At 60.3% G+C, this 18,497-nt stretch carries 13 protein-coding genes; 6 read left to right on the forward strand and 7 right to left on the reverse strand.

Annotated features, from left to right (window positions below; translation table 11 throughout):
• Positions 1 to 192: 192 nt before the first annotated feature.
• The 3 genes from FB478_RS12060 to FB478_RS12070 form a co-directional block, all read right to left on the reverse strand.
• Positions 193 to 1,506, reverse strand: coding sequence for a beta-propeller fold lactonase family protein (locus tag FB478_RS12060; protein WP_261377397.1), 1,314 nt, complete (start codon positions 1,504 to 1,506; stop codon positions 193 to 195).
• Positions 1,507 to 1,882: 376 nt separating this feature from the next.
• Positions 1,883 to 2,938 carry a 2,3-butanediol dehydrogenase gene (locus FB478_RS12065; protein ID WP_144600619.1) on the reverse strand — a complete coding sequence of 352 codons (1,056 nt, stop codon included), beginning with the start codon at positions 2,936 to 2,938 and terminating at the stop codon, positions 1,883 to 1,885.
• Between the two features lie 14 nt (positions 2,939 to 2,952).
• Positions 2,953 to 4,752 carry an NAD(P)/FAD-dependent oxidoreductase gene (locus FB478_RS12070; protein WP_144600621.1) on the reverse strand — a complete coding sequence of 600 codons (1,800 nt, stop codon included), beginning with the start codon at positions 4,750 to 4,752 and terminating at the stop codon, positions 2,953 to 2,955.
• A 170-nt stretch (positions 4,753 to 4,922) separates the two neighbouring features.
• Between FB478_RS12070 and FB478_RS12075 the strand changes: the two genes are divergently transcribed.
• Both FB478_RS12075 and FB478_RS12085 read left to right on the forward strand, forming a co-directional pair.
• Entirely contained in the window at positions 4,923 to 6,203 is a 1,281-nt protein-coding gene (locus FB478_RS12075) for a GAF domain-containing protein (RefSeq protein WP_144600623.1), read from the forward strand.
• A gap of 461 nt (positions 6,204 to 6,664) precedes the next feature.
• Positions 6,665 to 8,428 carry an ATP-binding protein gene (locus FB478_RS12085; protein ID WP_144600625.1) on the forward strand — a complete coding sequence of 588 codons (1,764 nt, stop codon included), beginning with the start codon at positions 6,665 to 6,667 and terminating at the stop codon, positions 8,426 to 8,428.
• Positions 8,429 to 9,012: 584 nt separating this feature from the next.
• On the opposite strand, the gene FB478_RS12090 is transcribed toward FB478_RS12085, so the two are convergent.
• Positions 9,013 to 9,330: a hypothetical protein gene (locus FB478_RS12090; protein WP_144600627.1), complete on the reverse strand. Its 318-nt coding sequence runs from the start codon at positions 9,328 to 9,330 to the stop codon at positions 9,013 to 9,015.
• 526 nt (positions 9,331 to 9,856) lie between these two features.
• Here FB478_RS12090 and FB478_RS12095 point away from each other — a divergent pair.
• Positions 9,857 to 11,284, forward strand: coding sequence for an IS1380 family transposase (locus FB478_RS12095; protein WP_144600629.1), 1,428 nt, complete (start codon positions 9,857 to 9,859; stop codon positions 11,282 to 11,284).
• 383 nt (positions 11,285 to 11,667) lie between these two features.
• Here the strand turns inward: FB478_RS12095 and FB478_RS12100 are convergent, their stop codons facing one another.
• Positions 11,668 to 12,078: a very short patch repair endonuclease gene (locus tag FB478_RS12100; protein WP_315898343.1), complete on the reverse strand. Its 411-nt coding sequence runs from the start codon at positions 12,076 to 12,078 to the stop codon at positions 11,668 to 11,670.
• A 135-nt stretch (positions 12,079 to 12,213) separates the two neighbouring features.
• On the opposite strand from FB478_RS12100, the gene FB478_RS12105 reads away from it, so the two are divergent.
• The gene (locus FB478_RS12105; protein ID WP_222430064.1) at positions 12,214 to 13,419 is read left to right on the forward strand and encodes an MvaI/BcnI family restriction endonuclease; all 1,206 of its coding nucleotides are present in this window, start codon (positions 12,214 to 12,216) and stop codon (positions 13,417 to 13,419) included.
• A gap of 99 nt (positions 13,420 to 13,518) precedes the next feature.
• Here FB478_RS12105 and FB478_RS12110 read toward each other — a convergent pair whose 3' ends face one another.
• The gene (locus FB478_RS12110) at positions 13,519 to 14,895 is read right to left on the reverse strand and encodes a DNA cytosine methyltransferase (protein WP_144600707.1); all 1,377 of its coding nucleotides are present in this window, start codon (positions 14,893 to 14,895) and stop codon (positions 13,519 to 13,521) included.
• 655 nt (positions 14,896 to 15,550) lie between these two features.
• On the opposite strand from FB478_RS12110, the gene FB478_RS12115 reads away from it, so the two are divergent.
• A complete protein-coding gene (locus FB478_RS12115) occupies positions 15,551 to 15,793 on the forward strand; it encodes a helix-turn-helix domain-containing protein (protein ID WP_144600635.1) in 243 nt (80 codons plus the stop codon).
• Between the two features lie 976 nt (positions 15,794 to 16,769).
• A complete protein-coding gene (locus tag FB478_RS12120) occupies positions 16,770 to 17,720 on the forward strand; it encodes a hypothetical protein (RefSeq protein WP_144600637.1) in 951 nt (316 codons plus the stop codon).
• A gap of 388 nt (positions 17,721 to 18,108) precedes the next feature.
• On the opposite strand, the gene FB478_RS12125 is transcribed toward FB478_RS12120, so the two are convergent.
• On the reverse strand, positions 18,109 to 18,438 hold the full coding sequence (locus tag FB478_RS12125) for a nitrilase-related carbon-nitrogen hydrolase (protein WP_261377390.1): 330 nt from the start codon (positions 18,436 to 18,438) through the stop codon (positions 18,109 to 18,111).
• Positions 18,439 to 18,497: the final 59 nt, after the last annotated feature.

Raw genomic sequence — 18,497 nt, forward strand, 5'->3', positions numbered from 1 at the left:
ATCATCCGCGCGCGTGGCCCGGCTGGATAGGGGGAAAGCCCCTTGATATTTTCCCGGCCACCCGGGCTGTGGCCAGCAGGCAGGGCAGGAAGGACGACGGCGGCACGTGCGTCCCGCCGTCGTTCTTCCTTCCGTGCCGGGCGTCCGCTCTCCAGCCCTGCGGGCGTGCTCGACCGACCGTGGCGTGTCCGCTCAGCGGGCCTTCGCCTTGGTCACGGTGATTGTGATGCGGTCCGTGACTGCGTGGGGGCTGACCCCGTTGAAGGCGGTGACCCTGAATGTGAACTTGCCGGCCTTGGCCGGGGTGCCGGACAGAACTCCCGTGGCGGTGTCCAGGTTCAAGCCTGCAGGCAGTGCACCGGAGGACACATGGAAGGTCGGCGCGGGGGCAGCCGTGGCGGCGAACGTGTAGTTGTAGGCGGTCCGCGTGTTCGCCTTGGTGGGCGGTGTGGCCGCGGTGAACACCGGCGGTGCTGCGTCCACGGTGATGACCGATACCGTGTTGGAAATGGTGTTGACGACGTAGGCAGCCGACCCGTCCGGGGAGACGGCAACACCCGTCGGATGCGCCCCGCTCAGGACCGTCGAGGTCACGGTATTCGAGGCCACACCGATGATCGACACCGTGTCGGCACCGGAGTTCGTGACGTAGGCCTCCGACCCGTCCGGGGCGATGGCAACACCGTCCGGAGCGCGCCCGACCGGGATGGTGGAGGTGACCCTACCCGACGCAACGTCGATGACCGACACGGAATCGCCCTCGTTGTTGGCAGTGTAGGCTGCCGATCCATCCGGGGTGAACGCAACATCGGTCGGAGACGACCCGACCGGGATCGTGGAGGTCCAGGTCCCCGAGGCGACATCAATGACCGACACCATGTCGGAATCCTGCCCATTGGTGACATACGCCGTCGACCCGTCCGGCGCAAACGCAACGGCATTCGGAAGGGGCCCGACCGGGATCGTGGAAGCCACCGTGCCCGACGCCACATCGATGACCGACACTGTGCCAGAACTGCTGCCGCCGCTGGTGACATAGGCCGTCATCCCGTTCGGGGCGAACGCAACGGCGAACGGAGCCGCGCCGATCGTGATCGTGGAAGTCACCGTGCCCGAAGTGACATCTATAACGGACACCTTGTCGGAATCGCCACTGGTGACATAGGCGATCGACATGTCCGGGGCGATCGCCAGATCGATGGGAGACACCCCGACCGGGATTGTGGAGGTTACCGTGTCCGAGACGACATCGATGACCGACACCGTCCTGGCTTCCCCGTTGGTGACGTAGGCTTTCGACCCGTCCGGGGTGAACGCAACCTCCCTGGGGCTTGAACCGACCGGGATCGTGGCAGTCACCGTGGCTGCAGCGTTTGCAGGGGTACTGCCCGCCAGCATGAGGGCCGCCAGGATCGTCCCGATGAGTGCCACACTCCGGCCGCGAAGGCGGGCAGCGAACGAACGTGGTCCTTGGTAGCGCCGGGACCCTGTATTGAGTAGCTGCATCACGTTTCCCCCTGCTTGAAGAGCGAATTCTGTTGTGGAGCGTGCGGACATCGGAAGCCACCCTCTGACGGCTGGCCGAAAATACGGCGTGAGCGGAGTCTATAAACCAGGCAAAACCATGGTCACCGTTGGCCCGTACCTGTCTTTTGGACCGGTACTACCTGTTGTGAAGTGCGGCGAGACTGGCGAGCAAGAGTTTTTTCATGGGGGTAATCTTCCGCAGACGAGGCCCCAGCTAGGTAGGGGGAAATGTCCCTTGTTATGTTTCCGGCTACCCGGGCATTGGACAGCAGGCAGGGTAGGCGGCACGACGGCGGCACGTGCGTCCCGCCGTCGTCCTTCCTTCCCTCCGTGCCGGGGGTCCGCCCGGCAGAACCTACGGGTGCACCAGCACCTTCACCGCCGTGTCCTTGTGGTTGATGAGCGTGTCAAAGCCCTGCTCCACCAGGTCCTCCAGCGCGATCCGGCCGGTGATGAACGGCTTGAGATCCACCTTGCCCTCCTGCACCATCTTGATCACCGCGGGGTGGTCGCGGACGTAGGCGATGGTGCCGCGCAGGTCGATCTCCTTGAGCACAATCTTCTGCATGTCCACGGTGGCGGGCGCGCCCCAGATGGACACGTTGACCACCACGGCGCCGGGCCGGACGGCGTCGAGCATGGTGTCCAGCACCGCGTTCACGCCGGCGCATTCGAAGGCGACGTCGGCCCCGGTGCCGCCGGTGAGCTCCCGCACCCGCTCCGGCACGTCCTCCTTGCTCGGGTCCAGGACGTGGTCCGCGACGCCGCTGGAGGTGGCCTTCTCCTTGCGCGCCTGGGTGAGCTCGCTGATGATCGTGGTCACCCCCATGCCCTTCAGGACCGCAGCGGTGAGCAGCCCGATGGGCCCGGACCCGCCCACCAGTGCCGTGTCGCCGGCCTTCACGCCGCTGCGCGCCACCGCGTGGTGCGCCACGGACAGCGGCTCGATCAGCGCCGCCTCATCGAGCGGGATGTCCCCGATGGGGTGCACCCAGCGTGCGTCCACCACGATCTTCTCGCTCAGCCCTCCCCCGCCGCCGGACAGCCCGATGAAGCCCATTTGCCGGCAGAGGTGGTAGCTGCCCGCCTGGCACATGTCGCAGGTTCCGTCCACAAAATAGGGTTCGACGACGACGTTGTCCCCCTCCGCCAGGCCCGTCACCCCTTCGCCCACCTCGGAGACAGTCCCGGAGAATTCGTGCCCCAGGGTCACCGGGGATTCCTCGTGGGAGAGCGGGTGCGGATGCCCGGGTGCCGGGCAGAAGATGGGCCCTTCCAGGTATTCGTGCAGGTCGGTGCCGCAGATGCCGCACCACGCGACGTCGATCTTCACCGCCCCGGCGCGGAGTTCCGGCTCCGGGATGTCCTCGATGCGGATGTCCTTGCGGGCGTGGAATCGTGCTGCCTTCATGATGGGTTCTTTCGTTAGCGTGTGTGGTGGCTGGGCTGCAGTTCGTAGACCGGCGTCTCCAGCCCCTCCATCCGGGCCTTGAGCTGCAGGGCCAGATAGGAGGAGTAGTGCCGGCTTTGGTGCAGGTTGCCGCCGTGGATCCAGAGGTTGGGGACGTTGGTTGGTTTCCACATATTGCGCAGCTCCCCTTCCCAGGGGCCCGGGTCTTTTGGCGTGTCGGAGCCGTAGCCCCAGCACTTGCCCACCCGGTCCGCGATCTCGGGCGAGACCAGGTCCGCGAGCCAGCCGTTCATGGACCCGTACCCGGTGGCGTAGACAATCAGGTCGGCCTCCAGTTCTGTCCCGTCGTCCATCACCACGGCGTTGCCGGTGATCTTGGAGACCTGCCCGTTCTTCAGCTTCACCCGGCCGTCGATGATCAGCTGGGAGGCGCCGACGTCGATGTAGTAGCCGGAGCCGCGCCGCAGGTACTTCAGGAACAGGCCGGACCCGTCCACGCCGAAGTCCAGCTCGAACCCCGCGGCCTCCAGCTGGGAGTAGAACTCCGCGTCCCGCTTGGCCATCTCCTGGTACACGGGCACCTGCGCCTCCGGCAGGATGCGCATGGGCAGGGAGGCGAAGAGCAGGTCGGCCTTCTCGGTGGTCACCCCGGCAGCCAAAGCCCGTTCCGAGTACAGGTCCCCCAGCGCCAGGTCCATCAGTGATTCGCTGCGGGCGATGTGGGTGGAGGAGCGCTGGACCATGGTGACGTCGGCGCCGTGCTCCCAGAGGTCGGCGCAGATATCGTGCGCGGAGTTGTTGGAGCCGATCACCACGGCCTTCTTGCCTGTCCAGTCGCCGCCGCCGGGGTGCTGGGAGGAGTGCCGCTGCTCGCCCAGGAAGGACTGCGCGCCGTCGAAGGCGGGGATGTTCGGGTAGCCGGAGACGCCCAGGGCGAAGACGAGCTGCTTGGGGCGGAGGGTCACCGGTGACCCGTTGCGGAGGACGTTGACCTCCCATTCCTGCGTGCCGTCGTCGTACTCCGCGCCCACGCACTCGGTGCCGGACCAGTAGTTCAGCTCCATGATGCGGGTGTAGTGCTCCAGCCAGTCGCCGATCTTGTCTTTGGCGGCGAAGACGGGCCAGTCGTCCGGGAACTTGAGGTAGGGCAGGTGGTCGTACCAGACGGGGTCGTGCAGGTGCAGGGACTTGTAGCGGTTGCGCCAGGAGTCGCCGGGGTTCTGGTTCTTCTCGATCACGATGGTGGGCACGCCGAGCCGCTTCAGCCGCGCGGCGAGGCCGATGCCGCCCTGCCCGCCGCCGATGATCACGCAGTAGGGCTGTTCCTCGTAGCCGAGCCGCGCCTCCTGCTCTTCCTTGAGTTCCTTCCAGGAGCGGCGGCCGCGGATGATTGCGTGCGCCACGCCCTGCTCGCGGCGCGGGCCCTTCTTCTCTTCGAAGCCCTTCAGTTCCTGCATGGTGGTGAGCAGCGTCCAGCATTTGCCGTTGCGGAGCCGGAGGTGGCCGTAGCCGCGGGCGGCACCGGTTTCGAACGTGATCCAGGCTTCCACGGTTCCGTCGGCGTCGGCGCTGCCGGTGGCGTCCTCCGCGAGCGCCCAGTTGGCCGGCTGCACATGGTCCAGCATGGCCTCGAGCATGCGGCGGATATCCGCCTTGCCTTCCAGTGTTTTCAGGTTCCAGGTGAACGCCACGAAGTCGCGCCAGTAGCCCTCGTCCTCGAAGAGGTCCAGCGCGGCGTCCACGTCGCGCCGCTGCAGCGCGGCGTCCAGGCTGGCCAGCCAGGCCTGCGCGGCGGCGGTGGGTGTTTCGGTCATCTCCACTCCTTTGTGTCGGTCCCTCAGGTGGTCCGGGCGGCTCCGTCCCGCCGGGGTCCCTGCGGTATGCTGGGGCGGTCGTGAGCTGCATCACTATTGGAACGCGGCGGGGGTAACAAGCGCGTTACACGGGCACTGCCGGCAAGGACGCCGGCGGTGAGGAGGAGACGGTGGACTACGGCCTGAGGTTTTCGGACCCGGCGAAGTACGCGCGTGCCCTGCGCCGCGCCCACGAGCTGGTCATCTCCGGTGTCACTCGCCCGGAGATCCCCACACCCCTGGCCGAGTCGTGGCGCCGGTCCATGGCGCTGGGCATCAGCCCGGACCAGCACAGCCCGCGCCATCTGCACGATCCGTCCGAGGTGGTACAGCTGCGGCGCGAGCACCGGCTGCACCAGGTGATGCCGGCGCTGCAGGACCTGCTGGCCGACGATTCCAGTTCCGGCCGGCACCTGCTGGTGCTCACCGACGCCACTGGTGAGATCCTGTGGCGGGTGGGCAGCCGGGAGGCCCTGCGCCGGGCGGACCGGCTGGAGTTCTCCGAAGGGGCGGACTGGTCCGAGGCCGGGATCGGCACCAACGCGATCAGCGAGGCCCTCGTCACCGGCGGCCCGGTGCAGGTGTTCTCCGCCGAGCACCTGGTCCGCACCCACCACGACTGGGCCTGCACGGCGGCGCCCATCACGGACCCTTTGACGGGCGGGCTGCTCGGGGTGCTGGATGTTTCCGGGCCGCTGGACACCATCAGCGCGGACACGCTGCGGATGGTGCGGTGCGCCGTCCGGGTGGCCGAGTCCCTGTTGGGAACGTCCGACGGCGGCTCCTCCCTTGGTGCCTCTTCTTCAGGGCGTGCGTCCCGGCAGGGTGCGCGCCGGCCTGGTGCTGTTGTTTCGTCGCTGGAGCTGCTGGGCGACAGGCCTGCCGCGGTGTTTGCTGATGGGAGCCGGGTGCCGCTGACGCTGCGTCGGGCTGAAATTCTGGTGTTGCTGGATTCCCGGTCGCAGGGGTGGAGCGCGGACGAACTGGCGTATGAGCTGCACGGCGATGCCGGTACGCCGCAGGCGATCCGGACGGAGATGTTCCGGGTGCGGTCAATGCTGGGCGACGCGGTGGAGTCGAACCCGTACCGGCTTGCTGCCGGTCTGGCCGGATGCTCGGATTCGGGGCGGGTGCTGCGGATGCTGCGTGAGGGTCTTGTGGCGAAAGCGCTGGAGGAGTATACCGCTCCCCTGCTCAGCCGATCCGGTGTTCTCGCCGTTCAGCTGCTGCGGGACCAGCTGGACATGGCTGTTGGCTCAGCGGTAACGGCCAGCGGGGACGCCGGGCTGCTGGTCCGGTGGCTGTCCACGGACATGGGCTGCCGGGATCCCCTCGCCGTGGAAGCCTTCGGCCAGCTTGTGGGACGCGCCGATGCCCAATACCTCGCGTTTCGCGCATCCTCCGGTAGTTGAACTGACGGACCCTGGGGTCAGTAGAAGACTGCTGATGGAAGGAGCCGGTGGCCGCCCAGCCCGGCTCACCGCTGCGCGTGGCGGTTTACTCGCGGATTGCCGAGGACATCCGCAACGGGCTCCTTCTCCCGGTTCCATGCTCCCTCCGAGACCGAACTCGGCGCCGACATGACGGTCAGCCGCACCATGCCCCCGAAGCCCTAATGCCACTCGAGGAGGACGGCCTCAGGGCGCCGCGGCGTCGGACGCTTCATCTCGGACACACTCCCCCGCATCGGCATCCAACGCATCCGCCCCTTCGAGGAGGTTCTCGCCGGCGCCGGCCAGACGCTCGTGGCGAAGCCCCACCAGTCCATCGCGCCGCGGACGCTAAAAGGGGCGGCCGGCGGGCACGGTGCGGATGATGCAGAACGCGGCGATCACGGCCAAGGCTTGTGTCCACCGCCGACTATTCTATACCTATGTGTAAATTTGCCGGGTTTGGCGTGGCTAACTACAGAAGCTTCGGGCCGAGAATGTCAAGGGTAGGCACGCTGGCGAAGGTGCACCTTATCGCTGGCCGCAATAATGCAGGGAAATCATCCCTGCTCCGTCTAATCAATGCTCTCAGCACCGAGAGTAGGAATCTGGACGGGCGCCCGTACTTCGGCGGCGCACTGAGCAATGAGGATATACCTGCGGGGCAAGCGAGAAATCCCTTGGAACTATCGCTTTGCTTCGAGGCAGATGACGATGCTTGGCGGCACTTGGGGATACTTGGAGACGACATATACCAAAAGATTTTTCTCCAGGAAGAATATTCTCGCGGCCAGACCGGATATTGCTGGTTTGATTTTTATCTTGACGACAGTTACGAATTGGTACCGAACTTTGAGCAGTTTGAGGCCGCATGCAAGGGCGCTTCAATCTCCCCGACTACAGCCGTCCGAGATCTGCGCGGTCTTGTCGACGACGAGTACGATGCTTCCGATTCCATATACGGACCGGCCCAAGACCTAGCAGGATACTTCCAGAAACTTGCCTTTTGGTCCTTCATTCCAAGGACCGTTAAATTGGAAGCGAAGCGGGAAATCACGGCTGACGCACTAAACGGGAACATATACTCAAGCCTCCCGAACGGCAAAGGCCTCGTTGGGACCATTGCCTTGATGGAACGACCGCCGCAGGACAAGTTAGATGATTATGAGCCTAAGTACAATGCATTCCTCGCGTTAGTTCGCAACATTCTAGAAGATCAATCGATTGAACTGCAAGTTCCTCGTCCAAAAGAAGAAACAATCTTGGTGCGTAGGGAAACATCCCCCTGGATGCCACTTGAATCGCTTGGCTCAGGCATAGGTGAAATCATAATGCTTGCCGCTATGGCTACTTTTTATGACAACAGTCTCATATGCATTGAGGAACCGGAGCTTCACCTTCATCCAGCTCAACAGCGAAAGTTGATAAAGTACCTATTTGAGACCAGCAATACTTATATGATTGCTACCCACTCGGCGACGCTACTTAACTCTCCGGGAGTCTCAATCTCGCACGTCACACTCCCATATGAACACAACAGGATTAACAACGTTTCTTCCGGTAATACGCTGGCATTGGCAGTGGCCGATCTCGGAAACCGCGCATCGGATCTTGTCCAATCTGATTTTGCGATTTGGGTGGAGGGGCCATCTGATCGCATCTACGTGAAGCACTGGATCACACTGGCCGACTCCAACCTTCTCGAAGGAGTTCACTACTCCATCGTATTCTACGGAGGTGCGATGCTGAGCCATCTCAGCGCAGATGAAGACAACGTTGACGAGCTCATTGAACTTTTGAAGATTAATAGGAACCTCGCTGTCATCATCGACTCGGACGCAACTCTCGACAAGCCTGATTTGAACGATACGAAGCAGCGGATTCGTACGGAGTTGGAAGAAATGGGAGCTCAGGCATGGATTACAGAAGGGTACACGATCGAAAACTATGTCCCTGTTCCTTGGTTGAGCGCCGCTCTCGAGAAGGCGCATCCCAGAAGTGCCACTTATCCTGTCGCGGATAGCCTCTATGAATCCCCAATTGGCGCTCCTTTTCCCGATACAAAGACCTATCCGGATAAGGTAAAAATCGCACGGCATGTAACGTCGGAAAAGCGGGCTAGCCTACTCGACTGGCAAAGTAGCCACCTGAATGAGCAGGTAAACCTTTTGGTCAGCGGCATAAAGAAGGCCAATGGTCTTCACTGAATGAAGAGCTCTTCCCACTCCAGCAGTGGGTTGCTGCGAAGGGCGGGCGGCGACCACATCGACTTTGCGTGATCGCCGGCACTGCTCCTTCGGATCGCCTCGGCTATTTTAGGCCTTCCGAATCGGTAAGAAGAGCGACGCCAAGTCATGTGCCAGCCATGATAGGGACGCACGAGCGCAGTTTTGCGACTCCAGCCCACCGTTAGCGGAACCGAACGTTAGTTTCCAATCAGGGGCCGGACCCCCAGCCCCAGACAGGGCCCGGCCCTTCAGGCACCCATAGGCGTCGCTCGGGCAGCAGAAGTTTCGAGCACAAGTACGGACCGTACGGATGTTTATCCCACCGCCAGCTGCCGGGAGTCCTCGAAGTCAGCATGCATCGCAGAGGTCAGGTCTTCAACGACCCCTCCGACTCTCGGGCGAGATCAGGAGCCATTGTCTCGCTTGCTTCCCCGCTGCCGCCTGCTTCGATATGCGCGCGAACCTCGTCTAGTAGGACGTGAACGAGCTCCGGTCGAGCTTCAGTAGCCTGAGGCAGGTAAATGCCCACTACGGAAAGGATTCTCACAGCGTTCTTTAGCCTTTCAAAGGCCAGGCCTACATCCTTCTTTGACCTTCAGTGGTCCACGGCCCCACCGATAACTCCATGCCAACGAGCAGATAAATCGCGGCCAACTCAGCAGCTTCTGGACCAGCGCATCATCTTGACTATCGATTCGCCATCTGGCGATGGCTCTTGCAAGGACTGGCTCAGCAAGTTCAATGGCCTTGGCGTTGTTCAGTGCCGCGTCAAGAACGCTGTTGGCGGCTATGACCACTTCGGCACGGATCCACATCATGCGCAGCCGTGACGTTTCTGCCTTCTCCTGCGCCAATTGCGCCTTCGGCGCATCACCTTGCATCTCTATAGCAGCGGCGTCCCGCGTAGCCGCTGCTCTGCCAAGGCCTCTCGATTTCTCTTGCGCTCCTCCAGCAGCATCCTGTCCGAAAGGGTGGATTGATGAGCGTTTGTCCCTTTAACTACGATCAGCGCTACAACGACACTTACGCCGGCCGCGACGGTGACACCAAGAACACCGCTCCATATCTGCATCCACCAGGCTTCCGGAATTCCCCAAAAAGCCACTGCATGTTACGGCTAGAACTTGCCGAACATGCGCGGGACACCCGGTGACACTTAATTAGGATGGTCATTTAGACCAGAATGCCGATTCATCTCTTCCGGAAGCTCCGCATGCGCGCCTCCGTCTCAGTGCTCTTCCAAAGCAGGGTTTTCACGGGTGCTTTCGCTGTCCACCGGAGCCTCTAACCCGGGATTTTCATGGCGGGTCTGTGGGGCTGGCGTGTTAATCGGGGAAAGGGTGCTCTGAGCTGGGAAAATAGTGGTTGTCGAGACCGTTATTTGCCGAGCGAGGGAGCACCCTTTCGATGCAAAAGTCTACCTTCGTTTTCCCGTCCCTGCCCGTCGGTTTCACCGGCCAGTCGCTGATCTCCCACGCCGGGGTTTCGGTGCTCACCGGCTTCATGGACGCGCTGGGTTTCGGCGGGCTGTGCGAGGACAGGCTCGGCCAGTTTGTCCCCTCCGGAGCGAAGCACCGGCCGGGACGGCTGGTTGGATCTCTGACCGCGATGCTCGCCGCCGGCGGTGAACATGCCTCGGACCTGGACATCCTGCGGTCCTCACCCGCGCTCTTCGGTCAACTGCCTTCGAACGCGACGGTGTCCCGGTTCTTCGAACGCACCGTCACGAACCCGGAGCTGTTCAGCTACGGATTCGAAACCCTCACCCGGGAACTGCGCACCCAGGCCTGGAACGCCGCCGGGGCAAGGAACCCGGCACGGGCCGCGACCGCCGCAGACCCGCTCGTCATCGACATCGACGCGACCCTGGTGACCTCCCACTCCGATAAGGAAAACGTCGCCGGCACCTACAAACGCGGCTACGGCTTCGCCCCGTTCATCGCATCCTGTGATTACGGTGCCGGTAACGGCTCGGGGGAAATCCTGGCCGCGGTGCTGCGGCCAGGAAACGCCGGAGCGAACAACGCCGAGGACCACATCCGCGTCTTCCATACCGCCACAGCCCAACTGCCCCAGAGCTTCTTTACCGAGACCGGGGTCCTGGCCGGGGAGAAGATCCTGGTCCGGACCGACAGTGCCGGGGCCTCACGGAAATTCCTCTGGCACCTGCACAGCCTGGGCGTGCAGTTCACCACCAGCTACACCATCCCGTTCGGCAAGGCCCACATGGTCGACTGGATCAGCGACAAACAGTACTGGCAGCCGGCCCTGGACCAGACCGGAAACAACCGCACCGACGCGTGGGTCATCAACGCCACCGACGTCATCCCGCTCACTGACTACCCTCCGGGCACGAAACTGTTCCTGCGCGCCGAGCCGCTGCACCCCGGCGCCCAGCCGACTCTGCTTGATACCGACGGGCACCGGATCACCGCGTTCCTGACCAACTCCCCGCGCTGGCACAGACCGTTCCTGGACGCCAGACACCGCGCCCGGGGACGGTGTGAGAACCGGATCAAAACCCTGAAGAACACCGGCCTGGGCAAGCTCCCGTTCTTCGATTTCGCCGCGAACCAGGCCTGGGCGAACATTGCCGCCCTGGCTTTCAACGCGGTCTCCTGGCTCCAGCTCGCCGCCCTCCCGGACGGCCACCACGCCAAAACCTGGGACATCAAACGCTGGCGCTACCGGCTCTTCACAACCGCCGGGAAAATCATCACCCGAGCCCGCCGCACCCAGCTCCTCCTGCCCGAATCAGCACCGGAGAAAGACCTCCTGAAACTGCTTCTGGAGAACACCCGTCACCTTAGACAAGTGCTCGCCGGCTCAGGCTGAGCAGGCACAGACCCAAGCCCGACAAGCAGCCCCATCACCGGAAGTGGAACCGGCGCCAAACCAGGCGAATCAACAGGCCACACCACCGCGCCCGAAAACAGAAAACAATCGCAAATCAACAGCCCACACAAACCGGCGGCCGGAAACAGCTGTCATGAAAAATCGAGGCTAGCTATCACACGTGCTTTGGACGGAAGCGGGTTTTGACTCGCGTCAGAGCTCTATGATGCGCCCCGATGCCGCCTGCAATCTGGTCAAACCCTAGCAACAGCGTGTTGGCCTGCTCGCTCCGAGCTGCGTGTCGCAAGTATGGCACGTGGAACCAAGCACAGGTCAGTCTTTCCTAGAGCACGCTGCTTTCGTAGAGGACAACAGTAATGCGGCTAAGACAACCTGGGTGAACCTAGAAATTGAAATACTTCCGCGCTTACAGGTGAATTTTCATATATATCGCATTCCCAAACGACAAGTGCGGTCCAGCCCATTGACTCAAGCTCTCGGAGTTGTCGAGCATCCCGCTCCTGATTTCGTCGGCGCTTTAAAGCCCAGAACTCAGTATTCGTTTTAGGGAGACGTGAACCGACTGAGCATCCGTGCCCGTGCCAGAAACATCCGTTGACGAAGATCACCTTGCGTCGACCTGCAAACACCAGGTCCGGCCGTCCCGGTAGGGCTTTGTCGTGGAGGCGAAACCTATAACCAGCGCGATGTAAAAGGCTCCGCAACCGTACTTCTGGCTTTGTATTTTTTGAGTGGATCTTGGCCATATGAGAGCTGCGCTGCTCCGGGCTCATGAAGTCTGCCACAACTCGATTATAAGGCTGATAGAAACGGGTGACATACGACTAGGCGCGCAAAGCGAATGTTCGCGTACCAAAAGTATGGGCGAGACGCTCGCGCGAAGGCTCTATAGTAGGAGCCGAGCGAGGATGAGACGCCAAGACGTTGCGATTGGGGAGACTATGCGTGAATTGACAGAACTCGAGCGACTCAATGTTGAGTTTCTTGTGCGTCTTGACGTCCAGTTTGGCTTACTCGAGCAAACCAAGACCACTTTGGAGAAGGCATACTCGGATGCAACTCAGGAATTTCGGGAGTTCTTGAAGGCGTCCGGACTACATGACTACACAAAGCAGGGGCAGGGACAGGATGCCAAAGTTGTCCATCCCGCGATGATCATCGATAACGGAGAGCCCGTTCAATCCGAAGTCGGCATGTATCGACCTGTTACTAAGTCAGGTGATCCACGGTTCAGAATAACGAGTATCAAAAGAATTTGCGGTCCAGGCGATATTACTGCGGTCCTGTGCGTTGAGCACAAGATCTACATACTGCGGCTGGATCAATTTGATATTGACGCGGAAATGCAACACTCTGGACTGCTGAGATCTATCTTAAGTGGCGCAGCAATGAACCGAATTTCCGCTTCAACCGAGCTTCTGGAGCTCATGCTTGGACTAGCAGAACGTGGTTTTATCAAGACTCATCGAACCGGAGACACAGCAGTGGGCCATCTCCTCGAGACAGAGTTGGGCATCGCGGCAAATTCCAGTAAAGCCCCCGACTACAAGGGTATCGAGATAAAATCGACTCGAGCAAGGGCGCAAACACGTCATACGATGTTTGCCAAGGTGCCTGATTGGAACCAGAGCACGGTTCGAAGCACGGCTGAGTTTCTCGAACTCTATGGTTACCAACGCCGCGGATTCCCCGAGTTAAATTGTGAGGTTAGTGCACGGCGAGCAAACTCCCAGGGGCTTAGGCTTCGCATCACTCGCGATGAAAGGGTTCTTCAAGAATACGCTGAAACACCGGGCTCGACATTTAGGCTTCAATGGGAACTCGAGTCTCTACGAATAGCGCTGCGTAAAAAACATGCAGAGACCTTTTGGGTGAAGGCGACCTCTGAACGCAGGGGCGATGGCGAATACATACGGTTCGACTCAGTAGTCCACACGAGCAAACCGGTCCTCAATCAGGTCGTTCCGCTACTTTCGTCCGGATCCATCACGGTCGATCATTTGATCTCTAAAAAACCTGGCAAAGGCGTGAAGGAACAAGGACCGCTATTTAAGATCGCAGACCGCGAATTTTACACGCTTTTTCCCTGCATTGAAGTGTACAAGTTGGGGTGACGGGTGACATTCGACAGCGATCATTTGGCGCTAACAGTGGGTATAAAGGAACCATGGCGCCATACTCCGGGGGTACGGCGCCATGAGAGGATCGCCGGCCTACCGAGACGAATTCAGAATGGTGGCGACCATTTTACCGACGGCGAAAGAGAGCCACGGCGAGACAGCGTTTCCGACCTGAGAGTACTGCGGCACTTCTATACGCCGTCGATGTGCCCCGGTGGTCTCTTTACCTAAGAACTCAAACGCAGTGGGGAATCCCTGAAAACGGGCCATCTCTCTAACGGTAAAGATTCGCGGTTCCACGGGATGGACATAGTCGTCCGGGAGGGTCACAACAGTTCGAGCAGGGCTGTTCCAACCCAAGACTTTCTGTGAATGCTTCTTGGTGGCCAAATTGATCACCAAGTCGCAGAGCTCATCGAGCGTAGAAGCAATGGTTGTGCCGTCTGGAGCTACTGCCGGCACTTCCGCATCCAACAACTGAGTCTTGACATATAATCTCGCGTCAGAATCCGACATAACTGCGGCGCGGCTTACCACGCGCTGATCGAGGCCGGCTTCAGACAGATACTGGTAGAGACGAAACCGTTCGACCGTACGCGCAGCGTGTCGCCTCGGTACGTGGTTTAGCTCCTCCGCCTTAGGCTTCAGCCGGAGATTCCAGCCGGTGTCACGCATCTCTTTCAAATAGGCACGGTTTCGTGATCGCTTTCCCGAAGTGGAATGAGGCGACAGATCAGAAATCGCGTCTTCTACAGTTCGAACGTCCAGGCGCTTCACCGTCGGAACTGGAGCCAAATCAGGCAGGGGAGAACTTAGGGCATCAATGAAGTCCGACTTCCATAAAGCACCCGTCGTGCGGATCCCCTTTTCCGCTGCAACGTCCGCCCTGAGGCCAATAATCATCAGCCGTGGTCTATGTTGGGGAGCACCGTAGTGCATGGCGTTGACCAGCACTCCCTGCACGACATAGCCAGGGTCCGTCTCGGCTAACGCTTGCTGCAGCTGAACGAAGGATGACTCTTCGTCCGGTGTGAAGCGTTGGTTCATCCCGACGACGTTCTCGATGACAACAGCCTTTGGCTGCGTCCGTGCTACGAACTCCAGATACTCCCACGGAAGCTTGTTGCGAACGTCGTCCCGGTTCCTACGACCTGCCAGCGAAAAGCCCTGACACGGCGGCCCTCCGACGACAAGGTCGATGCCTTCCGCAGCAAGTCCGGACATGACGTCTCCCGCAGCCAAGAGAGCGTTGAGTTCCCTTACAACCACCCCTCTCTGGACCTGATCTGCCAGAGCGCTAGACACATACCGAGACCATTCGTGCATGTCGGAAGCATCGTCAATAAGGTTGTGAAAGAACGTCCGTGCTGCCATGTCCGACTTCTCCACGGCGACAACAAGCTCACCGCCCGCACGTTCGATTCCGAGCGACAGCCCGCCGCATCCAGCAAAGAGGTCCACATATTTCATCACCCACTTATTGTGCCGTATGCCGCCGACATTTTCCAGGAAGCAGGAAGTTCCAGAAGCTTGATAGGAGGGCTTACTGTCCGCCCACCGCATGTCCCCGCAGCCTTAAAGCCCAGGAGTAACCGACCATCCTTCACTACTGTGCGGGTGGCAGCTTGGAGATCACCCGGTGGCGACGACGCCGCCACCTGCCGCCGCGCAGTCGCCCATATTTGTTGAAAATCACAAGAGGAGCTTGTCAAACGCGACAGCGAAAAAGTACTTGGTCGTTTTTGACATCAAGCAGGAGCTGAACAGCTGAACGTCGGATTGCCCACAGTACTCATGCTGCTGAGCGGCGGCGAGCTTAGGGTATGCTGGCAGGCTGCCGCGGTTATCTTGCCGATTGTGTGCGCTGGATAAAGGATTGCTCCTGAGATTCGGTGCGAGGAAACGCTCTGCATCTCGGGCTTAGTGAGGATTGCTGGCCTCACATTGATGGCCTACAGAGCCGGATGTCCGAGGGATGCTGAGTGCAGGTGTATCCGGTCTTCAAGCATAGGAATTAGGAGACAGTCGAAGCCTGAAATCTAGAGGATTATCAAGCGTCCCCAGCCCGATCCGATGGGGACCGAGCCTGCGGCTCCCGAGATAGCCCCGGGGATAGGATGACCGGGTGACTGCTGAACCGACCCAGCCCCGATTCCTGACATTGGCACAGGTCGCCGATGAGTTGAACGTGAAGCAAAGCCTCGTTCAGGGGCTCATCAGGACGAGGGAGTTGCGGGCTTTTCAGCTCGGTGGAAGGGGTCTTTGGCGCATTGGCCGCCAGGACGTCGAAGACTACATCGAGCAGGCCTACCTGCGCACCGCCGAGCGGATTGCTGCCGGTGAACTTGAGGATGGTCCGGACTCTTAGGAGCAGGAGCAGCTAGGTACCTTGGTCATGCCTACTCGCATAACGACGCCTTGAGGTTCTTCTGTGCCGGCACTCGAAATTGTGAAACTGTATCCGAGCTCCCTGCCCCTTCCACTTGAGGTGCAGATCGGGCAGTTTCCCATGACGCCCGACGGCCGGTAGTAGGGCTTGTCCGCCCTCATCTCAAACCGAACGTCCGCGATTACTGCAGAGACTTGTCTGTGGGTGACTTCACCGCCTGTTTCCCAGCGGAAAAGGCCGGGGCAGGGATTCGTGATGATGCACATGAACCGCTCGGGCCCGACAGACTCCCGGACCAGCTTCCAGCCTGCCGGAATGGAGACCCGCTCGGCGCGCGACACCAGCCTGCGGTTATCCCGGCCTCGGCAGACCGGATCACGGAGAACATCGTAACTCTCAGGACCAGAAGCACCGCCAGGACCAATGAGTTTTTGCGCTTTACTGGATGTTATCTCAGCCAGCCTAACCCTCATCTGGATACGGAACAGTCATCCACACACTCACCTAAAAAGTGTTGGGAATGGGTAGCAGAGTCTCTGGGACAAACAATGCCTACACGTAAGACGAGTCAAGATAACCGAGGCCTGCAGAGAAGAATCGGACCTCAGGATCTGGAAGACGATTTCGAGAAGCCCCCGGAAGCGCATGATTCGTTGGCCCATCGTGTCTTCCGTCTTCCCAATCGGAGGCTAGCGCCGGTTCTGTGCCCTACTAGATCCCCGCCGTGTTTCAGTCTCGTCACGCATTCAGGCCGAGGCGTGTGCACCCATCCCACCGCCGCTCGAATAAGCCCTGACCTCCTATAGCCGACGCCGCCGATTCGTGCACGTATTACGACCGCTGCTAGTCGGGATTAGACCGACCGTTAGTCCCCAGCTAGCGTTACTCAAAAATCGCAAGAAGAGTGCCGGGCCGTTGAGGCTGGGGACAGTCTCACTACGGCTAATGGAGTTACGTGCCCGATCCAATTGACGTTTTTCGCATGAAGACGATGTCTCAGTTGTCCGCAATTCGCTCATTCAGAAACTCTTGGCCCTTTCTTCGCGCTAAAATTGTTGCCCACTTGGGCGAAAATCCTTGCGGGGAAGATATATTCCGGCTAGGAGACCACCTAAGCGGCATTTTCCTTTCAGTACCTGCGGCTATAGCTGCCGCGCAACAACGGGAAACTTCTGCGATTTCCGAGCAGAGCAGCCCGCAAAGAACGCAGTCAGATGTTTCGGCCGGCGGCGTTGTCTGGGAGTGCCTAGTTACATGGTATCTAAATTTTGTTTGTTACGGCACAGATCTTCTTGCATCGAAACGGACTAGGGCCAATACACCCTCGGTTATTACCGATGCGATATCTGTTACTCTTCATGGTTATTCTACGACCACTGAATCTGATTTGATTGTTTTCTCTGTACCCGGTGCGAACGCGAGTCCAAGTGGAATTCTAACAATCTCGGAGATCAATAATCGTATCAAGGAAGATACCGCTGCCTGTTCGGTTGCCGTCGTCCAGTGCAAAACGAATTGGAACGATAACGCGCAAATACCAATGTTGTGGGATCTAATTTACCGCAGCCTTCCGTTCGTCAATGTGAGTTCGATCCAGCTTGGACGCAATGGCGTGAATCCGCGCTGTTTCCATGACAGCTCTATAAAGTACGCCTTTGTGACTGTCCCTACTAATAGAAATGCACGATACGCAGTGGGGAGTGTACCGGTTACTCGGGTACTGGGCCTGTCTGGTGGAAACTATTGGGGAAAACCTACCGAACCTGGCGTGGCCACTGGATTCTCCGATTTTCTCAATAACAACTTCAGTGCCCACTTCACCGGGAGCGTGGCAAACCATATAAGCAGGCAGATTACCACCGAGCCTGCTCTCCTCCGCAAGTTCCTCGAACTGGATTTTTCCTAATCGTGGCGTGAGGGCATTCTCTGGTTCGAAGCCTACCCGACTTGTCTGTTGAGATACGGAGAACCTTCCGTAAATTGGCGCTAGGTTTTCAGCAATTCATAGGCGAAGATTCCCGTCCCCGGCTACTGAGCGCCCGACTCCTTTACATCGGCTTGGTCCACGGCAGTGAGCGCACCACGATGAACGGAAGGCCATCTGCTACGCCAGTAGGGCCGCGAAGATGGCGGCTTCCAGGCCTGCCACCTCCGGTGCTTCGGCCGTGATGACACCACGAGCTGCCTCCACCCAGCAGACTCCGGGCGCCGGCCGCCGACCTTTTATCCTTGGCCCCATCGGCAGAGAACGCGCCACTGTCCGTGGCGGCCCCCTCCCTCCGGGGGCGCTGCGCCTACAGCCGGCCGCTGCCGGAACATCGGGAACGACTCCCTGCCCGATCCACCGTGTCCAATACCTCTACAGCCCGCACGCAGGGCTCCAGCCCATGTTCAGCCCCCAGCGCCCATCGGGTCCACCGGTACGGTCCGCCACACGGACACAGGCGGCTGGCACACCCGGCGACATATGCGCTGTTCTCGATAGCGCCCGCCGCATCCACCGCCAGCCACTGCTCCTTCTTGTGTATGCCCAGCACTCTTGACAGACGGACCGGCAGGACATGCACGCCGGAGTCGGTCAGGGGCCTGGTCCACTCCGGGAACCGAAGATCGTGGCAAGTCATAGCCGAACAGGGCCTCCTTGCTCCTCCAGTATTTTGAAGCCAGAACTGGCGGCCCGGCT

The organism is Arthrobacter sp. AG367, from assembly GCF_007828995.1.
Classification (GTDB): Bacteria; Actinomycetota; Actinomycetes; order Actinomycetales; family Micrococcaceae; genus Arthrobacter.

What these genes read in the sequence shown, in the direction of transcription:
- FB478_RS12060 (WP_261377397.1), bottom strand. Translation starts at nt 1,506, where the DNA reads ATGCAGCTACTCAATACAGGGTCCCGGCGCTACCAAGGACCACGTTCG.
- FB478_RS12065 (WP_144600619.1), bottom strand. Translation starts at nt 2,938, where the DNA reads ATGAAGGCAGCACGATTCCACGCCCGCAAGGACATCCGCATCGAGGAC.
- FB478_RS12070 (WP_144600621.1), bottom strand. Translation starts at nt 4,752, where the DNA reads ATGACCGAAACACCCACCGCCGCCGCGCAGGCCTGGCTGGCCAGCCTG.
- FB478_RS12085 (WP_144600625.1), top strand. Translation starts at nt 6,665, where the DNA reads ATGTGTAAATTTGCCGGGTTTGGCGTGGCTAACTACAGAAGCTTCGGG.
- FB478_RS12090 (WP_144600627.1), bottom strand. Translation starts at nt 9,330, where the DNA reads ATGCAAGGTGATGCGCCGAAGGCGCAATTGGCGCAGGAGAAGGCAGAA.
- FB478_RS12095 (WP_144600629.1), top strand. Translation starts at nt 9,857, where the DNA reads ATGCAAAAGTCTACCTTCGTTTTCCCGTCCCTGCCCGTCGGTTTCACC.
- FB478_RS12100 (WP_315898343.1), bottom strand. Translation starts at nt 12,078, where the DNA reads ATGAGCCCGGAGCAGCGCAGCTCTCATATGGCCAAGATCCACTCAAAA.
- FB478_RS12105 (WP_222430064.1), top strand. Translation starts at nt 12,214, where the DNA reads ATGAGACGCCAAGACGTTGCGATTGGGGAGACTATGCGTGAATTGACA.
- FB478_RS12110 (WP_144600707.1), bottom strand. Translation starts at nt 14,895, where the DNA reads ATGAAATATGTGGACCTCTTTGCTGGATGCGGCGGGCTGTCGCTCGGA.
- FB478_RS12125 (WP_261377390.1), bottom strand. Translation starts at nt 18,438, where the DNA reads ATGACTTGCCACGATCTTCGGTTCCCGGAGTGGACCAGGCCCCTGACC.